This window comes from Metasolibacillus sp. FSL H7-0170 (assembly GCF_038593115.1).
Lineage (GTDB): Bacteria > Bacillota > Bacilli > Bacillales_A > Planococcaceae > Metasolibacillus > Metasolibacillus fluoroglycofenilyticus.
Window position 1 is genome coordinate 2,398,679 of record NZ_CP151964.1, and the last position, 19,248, is coordinate 2,417,926.

The 19,248-nt window shown below is 34.8% G+C and carries 18 protein-coding genes; 9 read left to right on the forward strand and 9 right to left on the reverse strand.

Annotation, left to right across the window (positions count from 1 at the left end; all coding sequences use genetic code 11):
• Positions 1 to 219: 219 nt before the first annotated feature.
• The gene (locus tag MHH70_RS11150; RefSeq protein WP_342471515.1) at positions 220 to 1,176 is read left to right on the forward strand and encodes an ornithine cyclodeaminase family protein; all 957 of its coding nucleotides are present in this window, start codon (positions 220 to 222) and stop codon (positions 1,174 to 1,176) included.
• A 257-nt stretch (positions 1,177 to 1,433) separates the two neighbouring features.
• On the opposite strand, the gene MHH70_RS11155 is transcribed toward MHH70_RS11150, so the two are convergent.
• Positions 1,434 to 2,318: a DMT family transporter gene (locus MHH70_RS11155; protein ID WP_342471516.1), complete on the reverse strand. Its 885-nt coding sequence runs from the start codon at positions 2,316 to 2,318 to the stop codon at positions 1,434 to 1,436.
• Between the two features lie 332 nt (positions 2,319 to 2,650).
• Between MHH70_RS11155 and MHH70_RS11160 the strand changes: the two genes are divergently transcribed.
• The 4 genes from MHH70_RS11160 (at position 2,651) to MHH70_RS11175 (ending at position 6,797) form a co-directional block, all read left to right on the forward strand.
• Positions 2,651 to 3,691 carry a proline racemase family protein gene (locus MHH70_RS11160; protein ID WP_342471517.1) on the forward strand — a complete coding sequence of 347 codons (1,041 nt, stop codon included), beginning with the start codon at positions 2,651 to 2,653 and terminating at the stop codon, positions 3,689 to 3,691.
• 214 nt (positions 3,692 to 3,905) lie between these two features.
• Positions 3,906 to 4,931 carry a TRAP transporter substrate-binding protein DctP gene (gene dctP, locus MHH70_RS11165; RefSeq protein ID WP_342471518.1) on the forward strand — a complete coding sequence of 342 codons (1,026 nt, stop codon included), beginning with the start codon at positions 3,906 to 3,908 and terminating at the stop codon, positions 4,929 to 4,931.
• Between the two features lie 70 nt (positions 4,932 to 5,001).
• Positions 5,002 to 5,475, forward strand: a complete 474-nt coding sequence (locus MHH70_RS11170) for a TRAP transporter small permease (protein WP_342471519.1) — start codon at positions 5,002 to 5,004, stop codon at positions 5,473 to 5,475.
• 14 nt (positions 5,476 to 5,489) lie between these two features.
• Entirely contained in the window at positions 5,490 to 6,797 is a 1,308-nt protein-coding gene (locus tag MHH70_RS11175; RefSeq protein ID WP_342471520.1) for a TRAP transporter large permease, read from the forward strand.
• A gap of 287 nt (positions 6,798 to 7,084) precedes the next feature.
• Here the strand turns inward: MHH70_RS11175 and MHH70_RS11180 are convergent, their stop codons facing one another.
• From MHH70_RS11180 to MHH70_RS11190, 3 genes are all read right to left on the reverse strand, one after another.
• Positions 7,085 to 7,720, reverse strand: coding sequence for a 3-oxoacid CoA-transferase subunit B (locus MHH70_RS11180; protein ID WP_342471521.1), 636 nt, complete (start codon positions 7,718 to 7,720; stop codon positions 7,085 to 7,087).
• 1 nt (position 7,721) lies between these two features.
• Complete coding sequence (locus tag MHH70_RS11185) at positions 7,722 to 8,426, reverse strand: CoA transferase subunit A (RefSeq protein ID WP_342471522.1); 705 nt, start codon at positions 8,424 to 8,426, stop codon at positions 7,722 to 7,724.
• A gap of 162 nt (positions 8,427 to 8,588) precedes the next feature.
• Positions 8,589 to 9,023, reverse strand: a complete 435-nt coding sequence (locus MHH70_RS11190; RefSeq protein WP_066165960.1) for a DUF4279 domain-containing protein — start codon at positions 9,021 to 9,023, stop codon at positions 8,589 to 8,591.
• A gap of 341 nt (positions 9,024 to 9,364) precedes the next feature.
• Between MHH70_RS11190 and MHH70_RS11195 the strand changes: the two genes are divergently transcribed.
• The 4 genes from MHH70_RS11195 to MHH70_RS11210 all read left to right on the forward strand — a co-directional run bounded on the left by MHH70_RS11195 (position 9,365) and on the right by MHH70_RS11210 (position 13,310).
• Positions 9,365 to 10,237 carry a helix-turn-helix transcriptional regulator gene (locus tag MHH70_RS11195; protein WP_066165956.1) on the forward strand — a complete coding sequence of 291 codons (873 nt, stop codon included), beginning with the start codon at positions 9,365 to 9,367 and terminating at the stop codon, positions 10,235 to 10,237.
• Positions 10,238 to 10,544: 307 nt separating this feature from the next.
• Positions 10,545 to 11,396 (forward strand): helix-turn-helix transcriptional regulator, encoded by an 852-nt coding sequence (locus MHH70_RS11200; RefSeq protein WP_342471523.1) that lies wholly within the window; start codon positions 10,545 to 10,547, stop codon positions 11,394 to 11,396.
• A gap of 206 nt (positions 11,397 to 11,602) precedes the next feature.
• A complete protein-coding gene (locus MHH70_RS11205) occupies positions 11,603 to 12,634 on the forward strand; it encodes an ABC transporter permease (RefSeq protein WP_342471524.1) in 1,032 nt (343 codons plus the stop codon).
• Between the two features lies 1 nt (position 12,635).
• A complete protein-coding gene (locus MHH70_RS11210; protein ID WP_107943775.1) occupies positions 12,636 to 13,310 on the forward strand; it encodes an ABC transporter ATP-binding protein in 675 nt (224 codons plus the stop codon).
• A 135-nt stretch (positions 13,311 to 13,445) separates the two neighbouring features.
• On the opposite strand, the gene hisD is transcribed toward MHH70_RS11210, so the two are convergent.
• The 5 genes from hisD to MHH70_RS11235 are packed head-to-tail and all read right to left on the reverse strand — an operon-like array spanning position 13,446 to position 19,159.
• Positions 13,446 to 14,699, reverse strand: a complete 1,254-nt coding sequence (hisD, locus tag MHH70_RS11215; RefSeq protein WP_342471525.1) for a histidinol dehydrogenase — start codon at positions 14,697 to 14,699, stop codon at positions 13,446 to 13,448.
• 22 nt (positions 14,700 to 14,721) lie between these two features.
• Positions 14,722 to 16,149, reverse strand: a complete 1,428-nt coding sequence (locus MHH70_RS11220; protein WP_342471526.1) for an aldehyde dehydrogenase family protein — start codon at positions 16,147 to 16,149, stop codon at positions 14,722 to 14,724.
• 35 nt (positions 16,150 to 16,184) lie between these two features.
• Entirely contained in the window at positions 16,185 to 17,420 is a 1,236-nt protein-coding gene (locus MHH70_RS11225) for an ester cyclase (RefSeq protein WP_342471527.1), read from the reverse strand.
• A gap of 21 nt (positions 17,421 to 17,441) precedes the next feature.
• Positions 17,442 to 18,284: a carbohydrate ABC transporter permease gene (locus tag MHH70_RS11230; protein ID WP_235616101.1), complete on the reverse strand. Its 843-nt coding sequence runs from the start codon at positions 18,282 to 18,284 to the stop codon at positions 17,442 to 17,444.
• Positions 18,281 to 19,159: a sugar ABC transporter permease gene (locus MHH70_RS11235; RefSeq protein ID WP_066165935.1), complete on the reverse strand. Its 879-nt coding sequence runs from the start codon at positions 19,157 to 19,159 to the stop codon at positions 18,281 to 18,283. The genes MHH70_RS11230 and MHH70_RS11235 overlap by 4 nt, the downstream gene beginning before the upstream one ends.
• Positions 19,160 to 19,248: the final 89 nt, after the last annotated feature.

The following is a 19,248-nucleotide window of genomic DNA, read 5'->3' on the forward strand; positions in this document are numbered from 1 at the left end:
ATTATCACCTAGTTGGAATTTTGTAAACAAATTATTGTAAGAAAAAAGCTTTTTCGAGCTCTTAATTAAAGTTTTTATTCCTTTTATTTTAATAAAGGTTTACTTTTTCCTTTTATGTAGTTATATTTTATCCGAGGTTCTGAATAGAAGGTGGGTGGTTCTTGTTTGAGAAATAGTAAAGATTGAAATTAATATTAAGATCCCAAGGAGGGTAAGGATATGTTACAGATTACAGAAAATCAAGTACAAGAAATCATCTCGATGGAAATGGCCCTATCAGCACTTAGAGAGGCATATAAAGAGTGTGCAGAAGGGAAAATTTATGCAGGTGGTAGGATTTTCATGCCAATACGTGGGCAAGAAAATGTCGGGCAATGGTTAGTTGCTAACTGTACAGAGAAACCATATTTCGGGGCTAAGTTTTCATCTGTATTTCCACAAAATGTACCTACTTTGCCAAGTGTGATATCAAAGGTCAGCTTGTATTCAGCGGTAACAGGTGAACTGCAAGCGTTAATTGATGCAAATTATCTTACGGCTATTAAAACTGGTGGTAGCGCTGCAATTGTAACAGATTTAATGGCGAAAAAAGATGCAAGTAAATTAGGTATCATTGGTTCTGGGCTTCAAGCGTATTCACAAGCGTTGGCTATTCAAGAAGTGAGAAATATTACCGAGTTATATGTCTATGATGTAAACCCTGAAAGAGTAGAGAACTTTATTTATCAGATTCGAAAGATTCAGAATCACCCTTATAAAATAATAGCGTCAACTACGGCAGATGAGTGTGTTGCTCAATCAGATATTATTTGTACATGTACTACTTCTCTTACACCTGTATTCAGCGGTAGTGCACTTAAACCTGGTACACATATTAATGCAATTGGATCGTTTACGTCATTTATGCAGGAACTTGATGAAGATACAGTGATGAAATCTAATAAAATTATTACTGAACATAAAGAAGGTTTTTGGGATGTAGCTGGTGATCTCATTATTCCTTTAAATAAAGGCTTAATTTCAAAAGATAAACTTACTGGCACTGTTGGAGAAGTTTTAACAAGAAAAATTTCAACACGTGAAAATGATAATGAAATTACGCTTTATGAAAGTGTGGGGTCAGGTGTTTTAGATATAGCCCTTTCAATAGAGATATATGAAAAGTTTAATCAATAAGGCAAAATTCGTTATGCTGAAATATACGTATTACCGGATAGATTAGTAAATTATTAGGTAGCTTAGCTCTTATTGATATGTAGTCGATACTATCGATCCAATCTGTTTCCTTGGATTACAGATGACGCTGAGAAAAATGTTAGATTCACATATAATTAATCTAACATTTTTCTTTACCAATATACTTATTTTATATAGTATAGAACTTACATTTTAAATCTGAAGAGTTGTCTATAATAAGTATCTCTGGTCGGCTCTTACATATTTTCTTCGTTCTTTATAACTAAAAATACACCGCTAAAAATTAATAAAGTTCCAACGAAAAATGGTAGACCAATTTCTTCCCCTAATAATAACCACCCTAAAAATGCACCTACAATCGGTTGAAAAAAGAAAAATAACCCACCACTTGATGCATTCATAAGCTGTAGCCCTTTATTCCAAAGGAAAAATCCACCTGCTGTTGAAACGATACCTAAATATAGTATACCTCCTGAAATTTCAGGAGCCATCGCACGTTGCCAATCAATTTGATCTAAATTTGGAACGACAAAAGGTGTTAAAATAACAGCTGAGATTAAAGAGCTGTACATCGTATACACAATTTGTGAATAATGACTTGGTACTTTTTTGATTAGCACAGACATTAGCGCCCATGTTAACGCAGCAATGATTGAATAAATACCACCTAATTGCATCGTTTCACCTTGCGAGCCTGTTGTTCCAACAATTAAAAACACACCTGCTGTAGCAAGAATAATCGATAAACTTTTTTTAACTGTTATTTTCTCTTTTAGTATAAAACGTGCAAAAATAATCATAAAGGCAGGTGTTGTGGATGTAATGATGGCAGCCATCTGGGCAGTTGAAAACATCGTGCCATACTCCTGCGTAACAATAGATACAATATATCCAACCACTGAAACTAAAAATAAAATACCCCAGTCTTTGCGAGCAATTTTAAGAGATTGTTTCATCATAAGTGCTGCGATATATAGAATGAGGACAGAAATAATATAACGTGACCAAACAATCTCGAACGGCGGAATGACTTCCACCACTACTTTTACAACAACATACATTCCTCCCCAAATACTAGCAGCAAGTGATAAAAACACTGCCCCCAAAAATTTATTATTCATAACTTCCTCCTACTCTGAAAAATAGAAATCTGCCCCTTTTTTTCTAAACGGTGTTCATTTTCCGATGATCGTAACACCTTCCAGTTATTTTGTATATAAAAAATAAAAATTTCTTTTTTTATAAAAGAGGTTGAAAAAATTTTTTTGTGTATTACAATTCATATAAAATCCAAAAATAGACTTGATATGCTTCATAGTTAAATGGTTATTGTTGGATTTTATGAAGAGAGGAGGCAAGGTGTCAATATCGTTCTTCTAGATATTAGTGAATTTTTTATCAAGCAGTATAAGGAAAATAAAGATACACAACTAAAACTTTAGGAGGAAATAAAATGGTATTAACAGAGAAATTAGTAATTAAAACAATTGAAACACATACAATGGGGGATCCAACTCGAATTGTAGTTGAAGGTATGCCTGAAGTTCCAGGCGATTCAGTCTTCGAAAAAAAATTAAGTTTAATTAGAGATTTTGACTTTATTCGTAGCAGTTTAATTCTCGAACCTAGAGGCCATCGTGATATGTTTGGTGCAATTCTATTACCTCCAACGTTACCAGACGCGGATATTGGTGTCGTATTTATGGATACACAATCGTACTTAAATATGTGTGGTCATGGCACTATGGGTGTCGTAACAGCAATACTTGAAGAAAACATCATTGATAAACCAGGTGATATTGTTCCTCTTAAATTAGAAACACCTGCTGGGCTAATTGAAGTTGTAGCAACGAGAACTGGCGATAAAGTAACGGAAGTGGCAATTACAAATGTTCCTGCATTTTCTGTGCTATCTGACGCTCCATTAGAAATGGCATCAGGGAAAACAATTAAGCTAGATATTGCCTTTGGTGGCAGTTTCTTTGCCATTGTTGATATTAATGAACTTGAGTATAATCTTTCAATCGAAAATACAAATGCACTAGCAGAATTAGGGATGGAAATTAAAGCTTTAGCTAATCAGCAATTTAAAGTCCAGCATCCCAAAAATGAAGGCATTAATACAATTGATTTAATTTTATTTGTAGATAAATCTAAAAATGAAGGTATTAATACAAAAAATCTAGCTATATTTGGTGAAACGCAAGTAGCTAGATCAGCATGTGGGACAGGGTTATCTGCACAAATGGCGGCCCAATTTGCTAAAGGAAAGTTAGGATTAAATGAACCCTATAACACAGAGAGTATTATTGAAACTGCTTTTAAAGGGCAACTGATTAACTTGCATGACGAAGGCAATATAATATATGTAACACCTCAAATACGTGGGAATGCAGATGTGATTGGTAAACATACGTTTATTCTTCGCCCTGACGATGTTTTAGTAAACGGATTCTTATTAAATCGCAAAGAAACAATCTACACTTTAAAATAGCTAATAACCTAGTAATTTAGCTATTTTAATTCACTACAATAGGAAGTTTTATTCCTTTTTTAAAATAAACGGTTTACTTTTTCTTTATCTAATGTTACATTTTACTTATTGCAACTTAAATCTTCATAAATACTAAGTTTAATTTACTGAATTTTCCGATATTAGTTCAGTTATTGATATTTAGTACAACAATTCAATAAAGGGAGGATTTTTTATGAAAAAGATTGTAAGCGTTTTATTTTTATCAGCACTCCTGCTGATTTTAGCAGCGTGTGGTGGTGGAGAAAGTGGAGGCAAAGAGAGTTCAGATAGCGATGTAGTAAACCTGCGATTAGCTGGACAATCGCCTGACGATCATCCAAGTACACAAGCATTATATCGATTTGTAGATAAAGTGAAAGAGCGAACGAGTGGTCGTGTCAATATTAAGGTGTATCCTGCTAACCAGCTTGGGGATTACACAACAGTATATGAGGAAATTTCTCATGGCACAATTGAAATGGGGCTAATTACTATGCCAGAAGAGTTAAACGGACAAGTAACAGTAGCAGCAGCACCATATTTAGTTCCAGACTACGCAGATGCAGTAGATATTATCGGTGTAGGTTCTTATGTACATGACGTAGTAAAGGAAGCAAATGCAAGCTTAGGTATTGAGTTTTTAGGTTATTATGCTAATGGTTATGGCGGCCTTGGAACAACTAAAGAAATCAAAAACTTAACTGATCCAACTGTTGATAAAGGGCTTTTATTACGCTCACCATCTAGTAGTGTTTATAAGTTTCCTATGGAGGATTTAGGTTTCCGTACAACTTCTATTCCTTTTGCTGATTTATATACAGCGATGCAAACAGGAGCTTCTGATGGTTGGTCTGGCGGTGACGTTGCATTAAACTATACAGGATTCCGCGATGTTCTTAAACACTTCTATTTCACAAAAGATTTTTTCAATGCAGATGGTTTTATTATTAATCAAAATGCATTCTCAAAACTGACAGAAGAAGACCAAGAAATTATTAAAGTACTAGCAAACGAAATGTTCATTGAAAGTATTGATGAATCTAAAGCAGGTGATGCGGAATTTTTAGTGAAGCTTGCAGATTACGGCATTAATGTCGTTGAGTTGTCTGACGCAGACCTTAGCACACTTGCTGAAACAGTACGTTCTAAAACTTGGAATCGACTTGAAGGTGAATTTGGTACAGATGTTGTAGAAGAGCTAATTAGGCTATATCAGTAATTACATTTAATCGAATAAGCGGTGTAAAACACACCGCTTATTTATTTCATACAGATTGGAGGAGTAGTCCTTGAAATTTATTGTGAATAGCCAAAAATATCTTTTAATTACAGCAAATGTCCTAGTAGCTTTAGGCTTATTTTTTACAGTTATTCTTAGATATTTCTTAAAAATTGACCTCTTCGGTATTGATGAACTACTATTAATTCCCATCTTTCTCTTATACTTTATTGGCGGTGCTCAAGGAAGTTATGAGCAAAACCATATTCGAGCAGATTTACTAGAATCTTATATTACTTCTGAAAAAACATTAAATGCGCTGAAATTATTTAACCAATTCTTTGTTTTAATTGTTGGCGGCATCATCATTTATTGGAGCTTAAATTATCTTATTTGGAGCTACGGTGCAGGTGGTAGAACACCAGGTTGGAAAATTCCACTATACATACCACATGGAACAATTCTAATCGGCTTTATACTGATGGTTTTCTATACTTTAATTCAATTTATTCAACAAATAAAAGTAGTGTTTCGCGGAGCTTAGAGGGGGAATAATATATGATATGGATTACAGCCATAATAGGGCTAATTATACTTTTACTACTAGGAATCCCGATTCCGTTTGTATTCTTAGGTATTGTTATTTATCTAGTATTCACTCTTGGATATGATCCTTCTTTCTTATTGCCTTATGGCTTTAGTAAGCTTAATAATATCGTCTTACTGGCAATTCCATTATTCGTTTTAGCTGGCGGAGTTATGAGTGTTGGAGGAATCGGTGAGAAAATCGTTAATTTTGCTGAAATTTTTATTGGTAAAATAAAAAGTGGAATGGGTTATGTAACGATTTTAGCTTGCGCTATTTTCGGCGCAATGTCAGGTAGTGCTGCTGCCGCCTTGACAAGTATTGGTAAAATTATGATGCCTCGTCTGTTAGAGAAAGGCTACTCAAAGGGTTTTGCAAGCTCCCTTATTGCGAATGCTTCTGTATTAGGTTTACTAATCCCACCAAGTAGCATTATGATTTTATACGCATGGGTAGGAAATCAATCTGTATTAAGGGCATTTTTATCTACTGTAGGACCAGGAATCCTCTTGATGATTTTCCTTGGCATTATTAACTTCTTCTATATGAGAAATAATAAAAATGTCTTAGTAAAAGAAAGTTTCAGTGAGGAAGACCTTACGTTTTCTGTAAAGCTTAAAAAGAATGGATTGATTGCTGTTCCAGCATTATTAATGCCTGTATTAATTTTAGGTAGTATTTACAGCGGCATCGCAACACCAACAGAAGCTGCAGCATTAGCTGTATTCTATGCAATTCCTGTAGGTATATGGGTATATAAATCATTAAAAATTAAGTCATTGGGAACTATTTTCCTCGAAGCTGCAACGACAACAGGGGTTATCATGGTAATGCTGTATGCAATTATGCTATTTAGCCGTATCATTATCATGGAAAATATTCCAAATACAATTATGGACATTTTACTATCAATTAGTGAAAATAAATTTGTTATTTTATTACTAATAAACCTCTTCCTAATTTTTTTAGGCATGATTATGGATGATGTAAGTGCTGTACTTTTAGCAACACCTTTATTATTACCGATTGTCGTTGGTATCGGTATAGATCCTATTCATTTCGCTGCAATTATCGGTGTTAACTTAGGTATGGGCTTATTAACACCACCTACTGCACCTCTACTATATCTTGGAGGACGTGTTGGTAACGTACAGATTAAGTACATGCTTAATCCTACATTAATTATGTTAATTTTTGCTTGGATTCCTACACTACTTATTACTACATACTTCCCAGCATTTGCGTTATTTTTACCTAACCTATTATTAGGAGCGAAGTAGTAAGTGTGTAGATAAACAAAATATATCTGTTACAGAAAATTTAAAAGTAAGGGAGTTATTTTTGGAACGCAACCATATCGAGCCACAGCGATTTATTTCGAAAATCTAATAAACGAATATTTGAGCAAAATGATTCAGCTAGGTCATGATAACGAGGCAATTTTGATAAGGTCTACCAACCTAATAAGCTGATGGAAGAGGCAGTAATCTACCTTATCCATCAGCTTAGTTCATTTACTATTGCTTATTTAAAAAGAAGCTTTTTATTAGCAACAAAAGTTTACTCACTATAATTTTTCTATAAAGTTCGCCTCTGTCTTCTGCCGAACTTCTTGTACAGAACTACCTTCTTGCACTTCAATTAAAACCATACCCTCTTCTGTAAAATCAAACACCGCTAAATCCGTAATTAGACGATGTACAACTGCCTTTCCTGTTAAAGGTAATGTGCATTCTTTTTTAATTTTCGACTCACCATGTTTATTGACATGCTCCATAATAACAACGACACGCTTCGCGCCAACAACTAAATCCATTGCGCCACCCATGCCCTTTACCATTTTGCCGGGAATCATCCAATTCGCTAAATCGCCTTCCTGTGAAACTTCCATCCCACCTAAAATAGCTAAATCAATATGTCCCCCACGAATCATCGCAAATGACGCAGCACTATCAAAGAAGGCTGCACCGCGCGCAGCAGTAACCGTTTCCTTTCCTGCATTAATTAAATCTGCATCAACTTCCGCATCTGTTGGATAAGGTCCGATGCCTAGCAAACCATTTTCTGATTGTAATAATACATTGACATCTGCTGGTAAAGCGTCCGCGACAAGTGTTGGAATGCCGATACCTAAATTGACATACATGCCATCCTTCACTTCTTGTACAGCACGCGCTACAATCAATTGTCTACTATCACGCATATCAAAGATCCCCCTTCACAACACGTCGTTCGATGCGTTTCTCATAGTTTTCTCCTAGCAAAACACGCTGTACATAAATACCCGGTGTATGGATTTCATCTGGATCAAGCTCACCAACCTCAACGATTTCTTCCACTTCTGCAATCGTAATCTTTCCCGCTGTTGCCGCAAGTGGGTTAAAATTGCGTGATGTTTTACGGAACACTAAATTACCCATTGTATCAGCCTTCCAAGCCTTCACTAGCGCAAAATCGCCGACAATACCTTCCTCGAGCAAATATTCTTTGCCGTTGAAGACTTTAATTTCCTTCCCTTCTGCAATTGGTGTTCCTACTCCTGTTGCCGTATAAAAACCTGGAATACCTGCACCACCTGCACGAATGCGTTCTGCTAGTGTTCCCTGTGGTGTCAGTTCAACCTCTAGCTCACCACTTAAAAATTGCTGCTCAAAAATTTTATTTTCTCCCACATAAGAAGCGACCATTTTTTTAATTTGCTTATTGGCAAGGAGTAACCCTAGTCCCCAATCATCTACACCACAGTTATTGCTAACAACTGTTAAATCCTTTATCCCTTTATCCTTCAGCGCTTCAATTGATTTTTCAGGAATACCACAAAGACCAAAGCCACCAACTATTAACGTGCTGCCATCCCCAATATCTGCCACAGCCTCGCTAAACGATGACCATATTTTATTACTAGCCAATACAAACACCCCTTTTCTGTATTACTCACTAAAAATTCTACCTTATGTGTGATTGCCCGTAAAGGGAGGCTACAATTAATTAAGAAAACCCAAATAATGACGAAAAGTCTCATCATTACTTGGGTTTTATGAATAGTATATTGCTTAATTCCCCATAATAATTCAATTTAACAAATACAAACTACTATCTATTAAACTTTCAAATTCATAAGAATAAATGTTAATGCCAGCATTAATCTCAGCGGCAAAATTGCAAACCCTTGAATCTATCATCAGACTAAGCATACGTCCTTCATCTATACCCATTACGATTGCTATTTCCGCAGTCAATTTATACTTGTTTATTAACTGTTTAATTAAATTCATTTTTGGTTCAAGTACTTCAACTAACGAAATCAATAAATCATTTATATTATGAAATTCATTATATTCTTTTCCATATTGCCAATTGGTGAAGTTACAGAATATCGAGGTGTACAGAGGCATTTCTTGTCGTTCATTAACAAACGTCGGAAGTAGATTTAAAACCTTTGTCACTTCCTCAACTGGAAAGCTCTCATACTTATTTAACAAGTGAAAATAAGCTTGTACTCTCATTTTGTAAAACCACCTCTTTAGATAATTATTTGTAGTAAAAAGCTAAATTTTTATTTATATTGTTTCACCTAGACTTAATTTGCACTAAATTATTTCGGTATTATATATCGAAATTACATAGAATCCTAATTTCACGAATATTCAGAAAATTAGGATTCCATGTATATAAAGATATTTAACCACCAATACCGATTAACCAGTCAATAAAAAGTGCTACTTCATAAACCATACTATTCCCTCCTTTTTCTCCCATCCATAATATACAATTATCATATAGCTCTTATGAGAGAATAGTATAAAATAAGCGTATAAGCTTATTTTGATTTTTAGGAGGATATTATATGATTGGTGCAACAACTAAAAAGATAAGAAATAGCAAAAATTACTCCCAAACACAAATTACTAAAGGTATTCTTCATCAAACTAGCTATTCAAAATTTGAATTAGGTAAAATTAATTTAACAGTAGAACATTTCAATAGAATTTTACACAGACTGGACCTTAGCCATGATGAATTCGAATATATTCATAATAACCATCAATTAACAGAACGTAACTATATTATCCAATCATTCTTCCAGCTACGATTCATAGACATTAGTGTATTGGAAGAAATAATTCATAAAGCGGAAATACTACTACAATCAGAGGAAGATAGGTACATTCAGGATATTTATTTTATAAGCAAAGGATTTATTTCCTTAAAACGAGACGGAAATTTTGATATCGCAACCTCCTATGCCCAACAAGTATGGAATCGTTTACAGAAATTTGATACATGGTATTTATCCGATATTTATTTAATAAATAATATTCTGTTTTTATTCCCTGTAGAAACAGCTATTTCGATTAGTAACTTGGCAATAGCTCAGCTCGAGAGATATCATAATTTGGATATTAAGTATCATCTTTTGACTATTACATTTCAATATAACTTAGTGCATTTATTAATTCGTGAAGGCTATTTGAAAAAAGCACTTGAATTAAATGAACAAGTGATAACAAATTTTAAGAAAAGGAAAATCTATTTTCAGACAGCCCTATCTATGTTACGCCATCAATTATTACTAGCAAAAATAAACAAAGATATATATGTTGAAGATAATATTAATAATTTATTTGAACTTGCTACACTTATTGGAGATCGGGAATTAATAGAAAAACTAGAAGAGGAACGGACCTATTTAACACAAGTTTTACAGTTACACTTATAAATAAAATTACTTAAAAAATTCCTTTAATAGTGTATAGGAGTTTTGTGGGCTGAAAGTGAACTTTAACCTATATTTTCTCTAAAATATGTGTATCAAAAAATCAAGGATTGTGAGATTAATTATGAGCTACAATAGTCGTTCTTTTATAATGAAATGATTTGTACTTGATGAAAAGTTTATTGATTTTCAATTATTAGTATTTAATAAATCCCATAATATGCGTGAATCTTTTTCCTTTATTTTATACGATATATTTAAAATCAAAACAAAATATTCAAATTTAGATATTTTAGAAAGGAAGTAATCAATGACTTATGGAACAACTTTAAAATTAATTCGTAAAAACAAGGGTTATAGTCAGCAGTATTTAGCAAAAGGAATCTTATCCCAAAGTTCTTTTTCGAAATTTGAACATAATCAATCTGATATTAATTTTGTCGCTTTTCATCAATTATTAGAAAGACTAAATATGACATATAACGAATTCTCCTTTATTCACGAAAATTTCCAAAAGGACCCTAAAGCACAATTAATACAAGATTTTTTCTCGCTATCATATAATTCAAAGTTGGAATTGAAAAAAATACTAGCTATGATTGAAGACTATTTACAACATAACGAAGATTTATTTTTAGAGGATTTACGTATAGTCTGCACGGCATTACTTCATCTTTGGTACGAACAAGGTATGGAAAATGCAAGGGAACTTGTTTCTCCTATTTGGGAACGCATGTCAGCGTTACATAACTGGTATATTGCGGATTTTCTTTTATTAAACTCTATTTTATATGTTTTTCCTACAGAAACAGCAATTGAAATATCAAAAAACATGCTCCAGCGTTTAAAAAAATATAAACAATTTGAAGAAGTTAGGCATTTAAAAACGAGTGTGCAAATTAATGTCTCATTATTATTAATTAAAAGTGAACAATACAATGAAGCTTTACAAATAATAAATCAATTACTAAATAACCAATTGAAAACATTACCTTATGTATCACTAGTAGTTTGTCTATCGAGAAAAGAAATATGCTTACAAAAACTAAAACCTTCTAACGAAACACCTTATTTATCCAAAGCAATTGAATTAGTTAAAATATATAATGATGACTCTTTACTTCAAACAATTACTTTAGAATTCGGGCAATATATACATTAAAATATTTTGATTAATGTAAGCAAATATAAATTGCATCCTAAAATTTTTTTTAAAAACATTCTATTAGGTAATAAATTGTAATAATCCACACACCTTAAAGACTGTAGGCGAACCTATAGTCTTTTTTATTTTCACTTTACTAGTTCATGCTCAGTTCAGTTTTACCTTTTATAGTTAGGTTATCAAGAAACATGGAGGTGCTTCGTATGAATCTTGCTTGGAAGGAAATGAAACGAAATAAAGTGAGGTTTATTATTGTTGGTTCAATTGTTTTTCTTATCAGCTTTTTGACATTGATTATTTCGGGGTTGGCGAATGGTTTGTCACAGGACAATGCGGCGCTGATTAGAAATTTGCCGAATGGGCAATTTTATATGACGGAGAAGGCGGAGGGGTCATTCAATATGTCTCAAATCCCGCAAAATATACAGGATGATTTGCTTCAACAGCATGACAATGCGGTTGCCTTATCAATTTCAATGGGCTTTTTAAATGATATAGAGGAGCAGCAGCATGGTGTAGCCTTCACTACAGCGACGTCTTCAAATTTATTTCCAGAAATAGCGCAGGGAGAGGTTGTGCTTGATCAATCACTGCAAGCAAAAGGTGTAAATATAGGGGATCGCTTAGTAAGTAATCAATTGAATGGTGAGTTGACTGTGAAAGGCTTTGTTGAGGAGCAAAAATACAGTCATGCACCTGTTGCCTTTATTAGTCAACAGGATTATCAAGAAATGTATCGCACAAATACGATGCAATTAATTTTTATCCCAAATAGTGAGGTACTTGTGATTGATGGATTGCAAGCATTTACTGCAAAAGCATTACTTCAAAGTATCCCAAGCTATAAAGCAGAGCAAATGTCTTTAAATATGATTGTAAGCTTTTTGATTATCATCAGCGGAATGCTATTCGCTATTTTCTTCTATATGATGAATGTACAAAAAATTGGCTTATACGGTATTTTAAAAGCAATCGGTTTAAAAACGGTTAAGCTATTCCAATTAATTTGGACACAAATGCTTGTAATTACTATTATTGCCCTTGCATTTGCAATTGCCTTAAGCCAGGCTTTTGTCTTGCTTGCGCCGAGCGAAATGCCCTTCCATTTATCAATTACTACTACGCTACAATTGGCTGGCATTTTTTTAGTAATCGGCTTCATAGGGGCAACGCTTTCTGGTTTGCAAATTAAACAAATTGAACCTTTACAGGCGATACAGCGGGGAGATGGATAAAATGGCTTTATTTACAGTGACTGATGTACACAAAACGTTTCAAATGGGAGAAGTAAAAGAAGAAATATTAAAAGGAGTTAGTTTGACATTATATCCAGGTGAAATGACTGCTTTAGTAGGCTCATCTGGCTCAGGCAAAAGCACACTGCTCACAATTGCCGCTGGACTTCAATCTGCCTCTGAGGGAAGTATCATTTTTAATGAGCACGATTTAGCCACAATGAATGAAGAACAAATTCGTCAGGTGCGTGCTAGTGAGTTCGGCTTCGTCTTTCAATTTGCCCATCTTGTACCATTTTTAACTGTAGAGGAACAGCTCTTCCTTATGCTTGATGTAGCAGAAGTAAAATGGGCTAAGACTAAGCAACAGCAGCATATCGACCACATTTTATCATTGATTGGCATGGAGCACCGAAAAAACATGTACCCTGCCTCACTGTCGGGTGGTGAAAAGCAACGTGTCGCAATTGCCCGTGCCATCATTCATCAGCCAAAGGTTTTATTTGCAGATGAGCCTACTGCTAGCTTAGATTCTACACGCTCGAAAGAAATAATGGAGCTACTGCAAAGCATCACAAAAGAGCTAAATATCGCTACATTAATCGTCACACACGATGAAGAAATGCTGCCATACGTTAATCGTATTGTGAAGATGGTTGATGGGGTTGTACAGTAAAAGAGCGTCAGAAAAGGCGCTTTTTCACCCCGAATATCCTCAAATGACTCAAGTATTTCTTCTAATAGGCTATTAACAATCTAATGTGATGTAGCTAAAAAAAGTGCCGGAAAGGGGGGATCCGGCACTTCTTATTTATTTAATTCGAACTGCGGCAGACAGTTTGTGCCCCTCTAACCCTTCGATTTCAGACTGCTGTGCAGCGTGGTTCGCTAAGTATTGGACACCTTCACCGGTTATTTTTTGATGCGTTAATACTTTAATATAGCTTCCTACCCATAATCCGCCTGTATACTTAGCAGCTTTTAATGTAGGCAGTGTATGATTTGTTCCCGACACTTTATCAGAGAATACAACTGAGCTATCCTCTCCAATAAATAAAGAACCGTAATTTGTTAAACTTGCTGTATATTTATCAGCTTCTTCTACATGTACATGTAAATGCTCACTTGCGTAATCATTACATACCGTGATTCCTTCCTCGATTGAATCCGTAACAATGACTTCACCGTAATCTTCCCAAGAAGCATGTGCTGGTGAATCATTTGAAAATTCCTTCAATGTTTCATGTACTTGTTCTACTACTCGATTTGCTACATCCATCGAATTTGTCACAAATATCGCACGTGCACTCGGGTCATGTTCGGCTTGCGCTAATAAATCAGCCGTAATCTTTAATGCATTGCCATGTTCATCAGCAAATACCATAACTTCACTTGGACCTGCAAGTAAGTCGATTCCTACTTTCCCAAAAACTTGTTTTTTTGCTTCTGCTACAAATTTATTTCCCGGACCCGCAATCATGCTTACTTCTGGTACTGTTTCTGTACCATAAGCCATCGCAGCAATGGCTTGTGCACCGCCAATAGCAAAAATATCTGTAGCACCTGATTTGACAAGTCCGTATAAAACAGCAGGATGAATTCCTCCTTGATAGTTTGCGGGGCTACATGCAACAATGCGCTTAACACCTGCTACTTTTGCTGGCGCAACCACCATTGGGCCAGATGAAAGTAATGGGAAACGTCCCCCCGGAATATATGCACCAATTGTTTCAATTGGTACGATTTTATGCCCCATTCTAATGCCATCACCGAAATCTGCATCTAATGGCTGCAAGCACTTTAGCTGCGCCTTAGCAAAGGCATTTACCCGTTCTACTACTCGATCAATTAATTCTTTTGTGTCACTAGAGAGTTGAGCAATGCTATTATCAATCTCCTCTTGCGTTACGCGAAATGGTCTGTTAGAAGAACCAAATTTCTCCTCATATTTTAATACTGCGGCATCCCCATTTTGCTTTATATCTTCAATAATATCCTTAACAATTGTAGACACTTCGTTCATTGATGTTGCAGTTGTGCTTTTGGCTTGTTTCACATAAATCATTTTAAATTCCCTCCTACTCGTCTCACAAACTCTTTTTCACTGCTATAAATTTCAAATTTGTCATTTCTTCAATAGCAAATTTAATTCCTTCACGCCCATAACCACTTTGCTTTACGCCACCATACGGCATATTATCTACACGGAAAGAGGGAATATCATTAATAATCAATGACCCCGTATCAATGTCATCAGCTGCATACAGGGCATCTGTTAAATTTTGCGTATAGATGCCAACATTCAATCCATAATTAGAAGCATTAACTAGATGAATTGCCTCATCCAAATCCTTATACGGTACAATTGAAACGACAGGTGCAAATGTTTCTTGGCATACGATTTTCATGTTTGGAGAAGTATTAACGACGACTGTAGGTGTCATAATACGCTCTGTAAAAGTCCCTCCAGCAATAATTTGTGCCCCTGATTCCTTCGCTTCCTCTAACCAACTTTGCAAACGTTGTACTTCTTTTGGGTTAATCATAGCTGATATATCAGTAGTTCCATCTGCCGGATTGCCAATAACTAATTTTTTTGTTTCTTCTACGAAAGCTTCTACAAATTGTGAATAAATAGATTGATGTACATATATCCTTTGTAACGAAATACATACTTGTCCTGCGAAATTAAATGCGCCATTTACTGCTCGCTGAATAATCTGTTGAATTGGGGTACTGGGCTCTATAATTAATGCAGAATTTGAACCTAATTCTAACGTCAGCTTCCGTAAGCCTACTTTTTCTTTAATCTCCAACCCGACTTTTTCACTACCAGTAAATGTGACCTTTTTAATGTATCTATGAGTAGTCAAAGCTTCGCTCAACTCTCCACCTGAACCAGTAACAATTTGTAATGCCCCATCTGGTAATCCAGCTTCTTTAAATATTTCCGCCATAAATAGTGCGCTCATAGGTGTTTGATTTGCTGGTTTTAACACAACTGTATTCCCCGCAGCAAAGGCAGGTCCTAATTTATGTGCTACTAAATTAAACGGAAAATTAAATGGCGTAATGGCTGAAACAACGCCTAAAGGAACTCTTTTTGTATAGCCCATATAGCCAACTCCCGTTGGTGCAGCATCCAAAGGAACAGTTTCACCGCTAGGCTGTTTAGCACCTTCAGCGGCAAATAAATAAGTTGAAATGGTACGCTCTACTTCCGCCATTGCCGCTTTCGCAGGTTTACCAGCTTCCTTCACTAAAATATCAACCATTTCTTGTTTACGCATCTTCAGTAGTTCCACTACTTTATACAATATTTCAGAGCGTTCATATGCACTTGTTTGCTTAAATGCTTGATATGCTTCTTGTGCTGCTTCTATTGCACGATTAACATCTGAAACAGTTGCTTTAGCTACATGTGCAAGTAATTCACCAGAAAATGGTGCATAAAGTTCATATGTTTGGTCTGTCGGCTCCCATTGACCATTAATCCACAACTGTGTCTTTTTCATGCTGTTCTCCTTTGAATATGAAAGTTTAAAATTGCTTAAGATACCCCAGAAAAATTGCCATCTTCAATAATAATGCCGCTATCTTCATTCACTACTTCAGTATGAATTTGTCGTAAAACTTCGATTCCATCAAATAAAAAATGCTCTTCTACAATTTTTTTATTGCGGATTTTATAATGGTTGATGCCACAAATTTCGATAAACTTTCCAGATGGTGCACCAAAATAACCTAATCCTTCATGTACACCTTGTAAGCGCCAGCGTACTGCCACATCCCAATTAAAGTCGTTATCGCGTTTATTACATGTGATGCGTTCTAAAATTAGTTTGGCATTTGGTACAGATGCAAATAGGCTAATATACATACCTTGGATTTCATTGAACCCTACTACATCTTTATTACATACATAGTGCACAACTGCATTTTCCTCATAACATTCACGTACAAAATTAATCGAGCGTCGATCCCAAATTCGATTAAACATGTAAAGCATGAAATTGCCTACTTCCCAATTTTTCAAATCTATATCTAATAATTTTGGTGGCAATCCCATTTCTGCTGTTTCCGGTAAACCAAATTGAATTGGAGGTGCTAGATTAACTGAGCTTTTTGCAAATTTCTTGGCTACTTCTACAGGATCAATACCTAATTGTTGCACTAAATGATATGTATCCATTACGAGCCATTCTTCATAAATTTTATTATCCTTAATTAAGCAATCCGCGCTCGTTCTAAATATCACCTTTTTACCTGTAGCCTTGCCATAGGCACTATCTCCAGCATTGGTTGCATAGGATTTTCCTCGATGCGATGTGAAAAAGCCATCTTCATCATTGCCAGACCACAAGACGCTCCAGCCTAATCCTTTACGGTCTGGGAATGCTTGCAGCGTTTGCAATGTACCCGAAATAACTTCGTTAATTCCATGTGAATTCACTAAACCTTTATGAACAGATATACTAGTACTGTATGTGTCATAAATAAGACCAATATCCTTCTCTTTCCAGATTTGTCTTGTAATTTTAACAATATAATCAACGATATTGTTGTACTCACTATTAAAACCTTTCATACTCTGTTTCTTGATTTGATGGCTTTCTAGTGATATATAGTCTTCATCATCTCGATGGTCAATCATATTAACATCTGCCGTATTCGCATAATGTATGATATGGTCATATTTTTTCTTCGTTGTAGGCATAGTTTCTTTCACATTCGACACCTCTTCTTTTTCCATTTGTTTTTCTAGCTGTTTATTTTCTTTTTCCATTTGCATACCACACCTTTTTATTTATTTAACACTTCCTGAAGTCATACCTTGTACAAACTGTTTTCTCACTAATAGCATGAAAATAACTGTTGGTAGCATGAAGACAATTCCTGCAGCCGCCATTTGATTCCAAACAACACCTTTTTCTCCATTGAAGAATGATAATGCGATTGGTAAAGTAACAGCCTCTCTTTGTGTTAAAATCAATGCAAACATAAACTCATTCCATGTAATAACAAAGCAGAAAACTGTGGCGGTAATAATTCCAGGTAGCGCTGTAGGTATCAGAATTTTAGTAATAATCTGAAATCTATTCGCGCCATCAATCGAAGCTGCCTCCTCCGTATCAATGGGAACGCGATCAATAAAGCCTTTGATTAACCAAATAGCATACGGGATTGTATGTCCCAGATTAACAATGATAAGCGCGACTGTCGTATCAATTAAATTTAAGTTTCTGAAAATCAAGAATAATGGAATTAAATTCACCACTAGCGGAATAAATTGTGTAGCTAAAATAGCAAACATAATTAATTGTTTTCCTTTAATTTCAAAGCGAGACAAACTATATGCCGCTAAAACACTTACTGGAATCGTAATAATCAATGTAGCAAAGACAATCCATATACTGTTGAAATAGTACTTTCCTAAATTAAATTGTTGGCTAAATAAAAACTTAAAATTATCTAAAACTGGCTGAAAAAATATCGTAAAATTATATGAATCATTTTCTGTCTTAAAAGCTGTCATCACAATCCATAATATAGGTAAGAACAAGAAAATAAGCACAAGGCATACACCAATATATCTAAGGAAATTCTTCATGTTGAACTTTTTTTGATTTGTCGATTTTACAACTGTCAACTCCAATCATCTCCTTTGCTTAGCTTTCTCATATAAATGACTACAAAAATAATTGTAATCATTGCTAATATATATCCTAGCGCTGACGAATACCCCATATCAAAGTATCTGAAAGCATTTTTATAAATGAAGAAATTCAATACCTCTGTTGAGTTACCTGGTCCTCCTTGCGTTAAAGTGACAACAGGATCAAATACTTTTAGTGTGAACATTGTCATTAAAATAGAAGCAATTAAAATAATAGGCTTCATTAATGGTAGTGTAATTTTGAAAATCGTTTGTACCCACGTTGCTCCATCTACTTTTGCTGCCTCATATACCTCTGTTGAAATACCGATTAATCCACTAATAAACATTAAGCTCATAAATGGTAGCCAAATCCATACTGTCACCGATATTAAAGCCAACAAAGAAGTGACACTACTGCCTAGCCAAACAACATCACCTAAGAAGGGGAAAAATGTCCCCATAATTTTATGGAATAGGCCATATTCCGGGTTTAACATAAATCTCCATGAATAACCTACTAATGCTGGGCTGATTGCAAATGGAATAATAATAATCGCACGTACAAACTGCATAAACTTACCATCAGTGCTTAGTAACAGAGCAACAATAAAGCTTAACGTCAATGTAATTACAACGGTACTAATTACAAAAATTAGTGTGATGATGACACTATTCCAAAAATATTTATCTGTAAACGCCCTCATATAGTTATCCAATCCAACAAAGTTACCCATTTCAACGGATTTTTTCAAATCCCATTCATGAAGACTAATCCAAAATGAATTAAATAACGGATAAATTGTAATTAATAAGATAAGTAATAGTGCTGGAGCCAACAGTAAATATTTAAAAAGATTTTTATTCATCTTGTACCTCTTTTCTTATTTCATATGAACATCTACAGATTCATAAGAAATCGTTTGAATGAGATGAAAATAGACAAGTGTGCTAATAT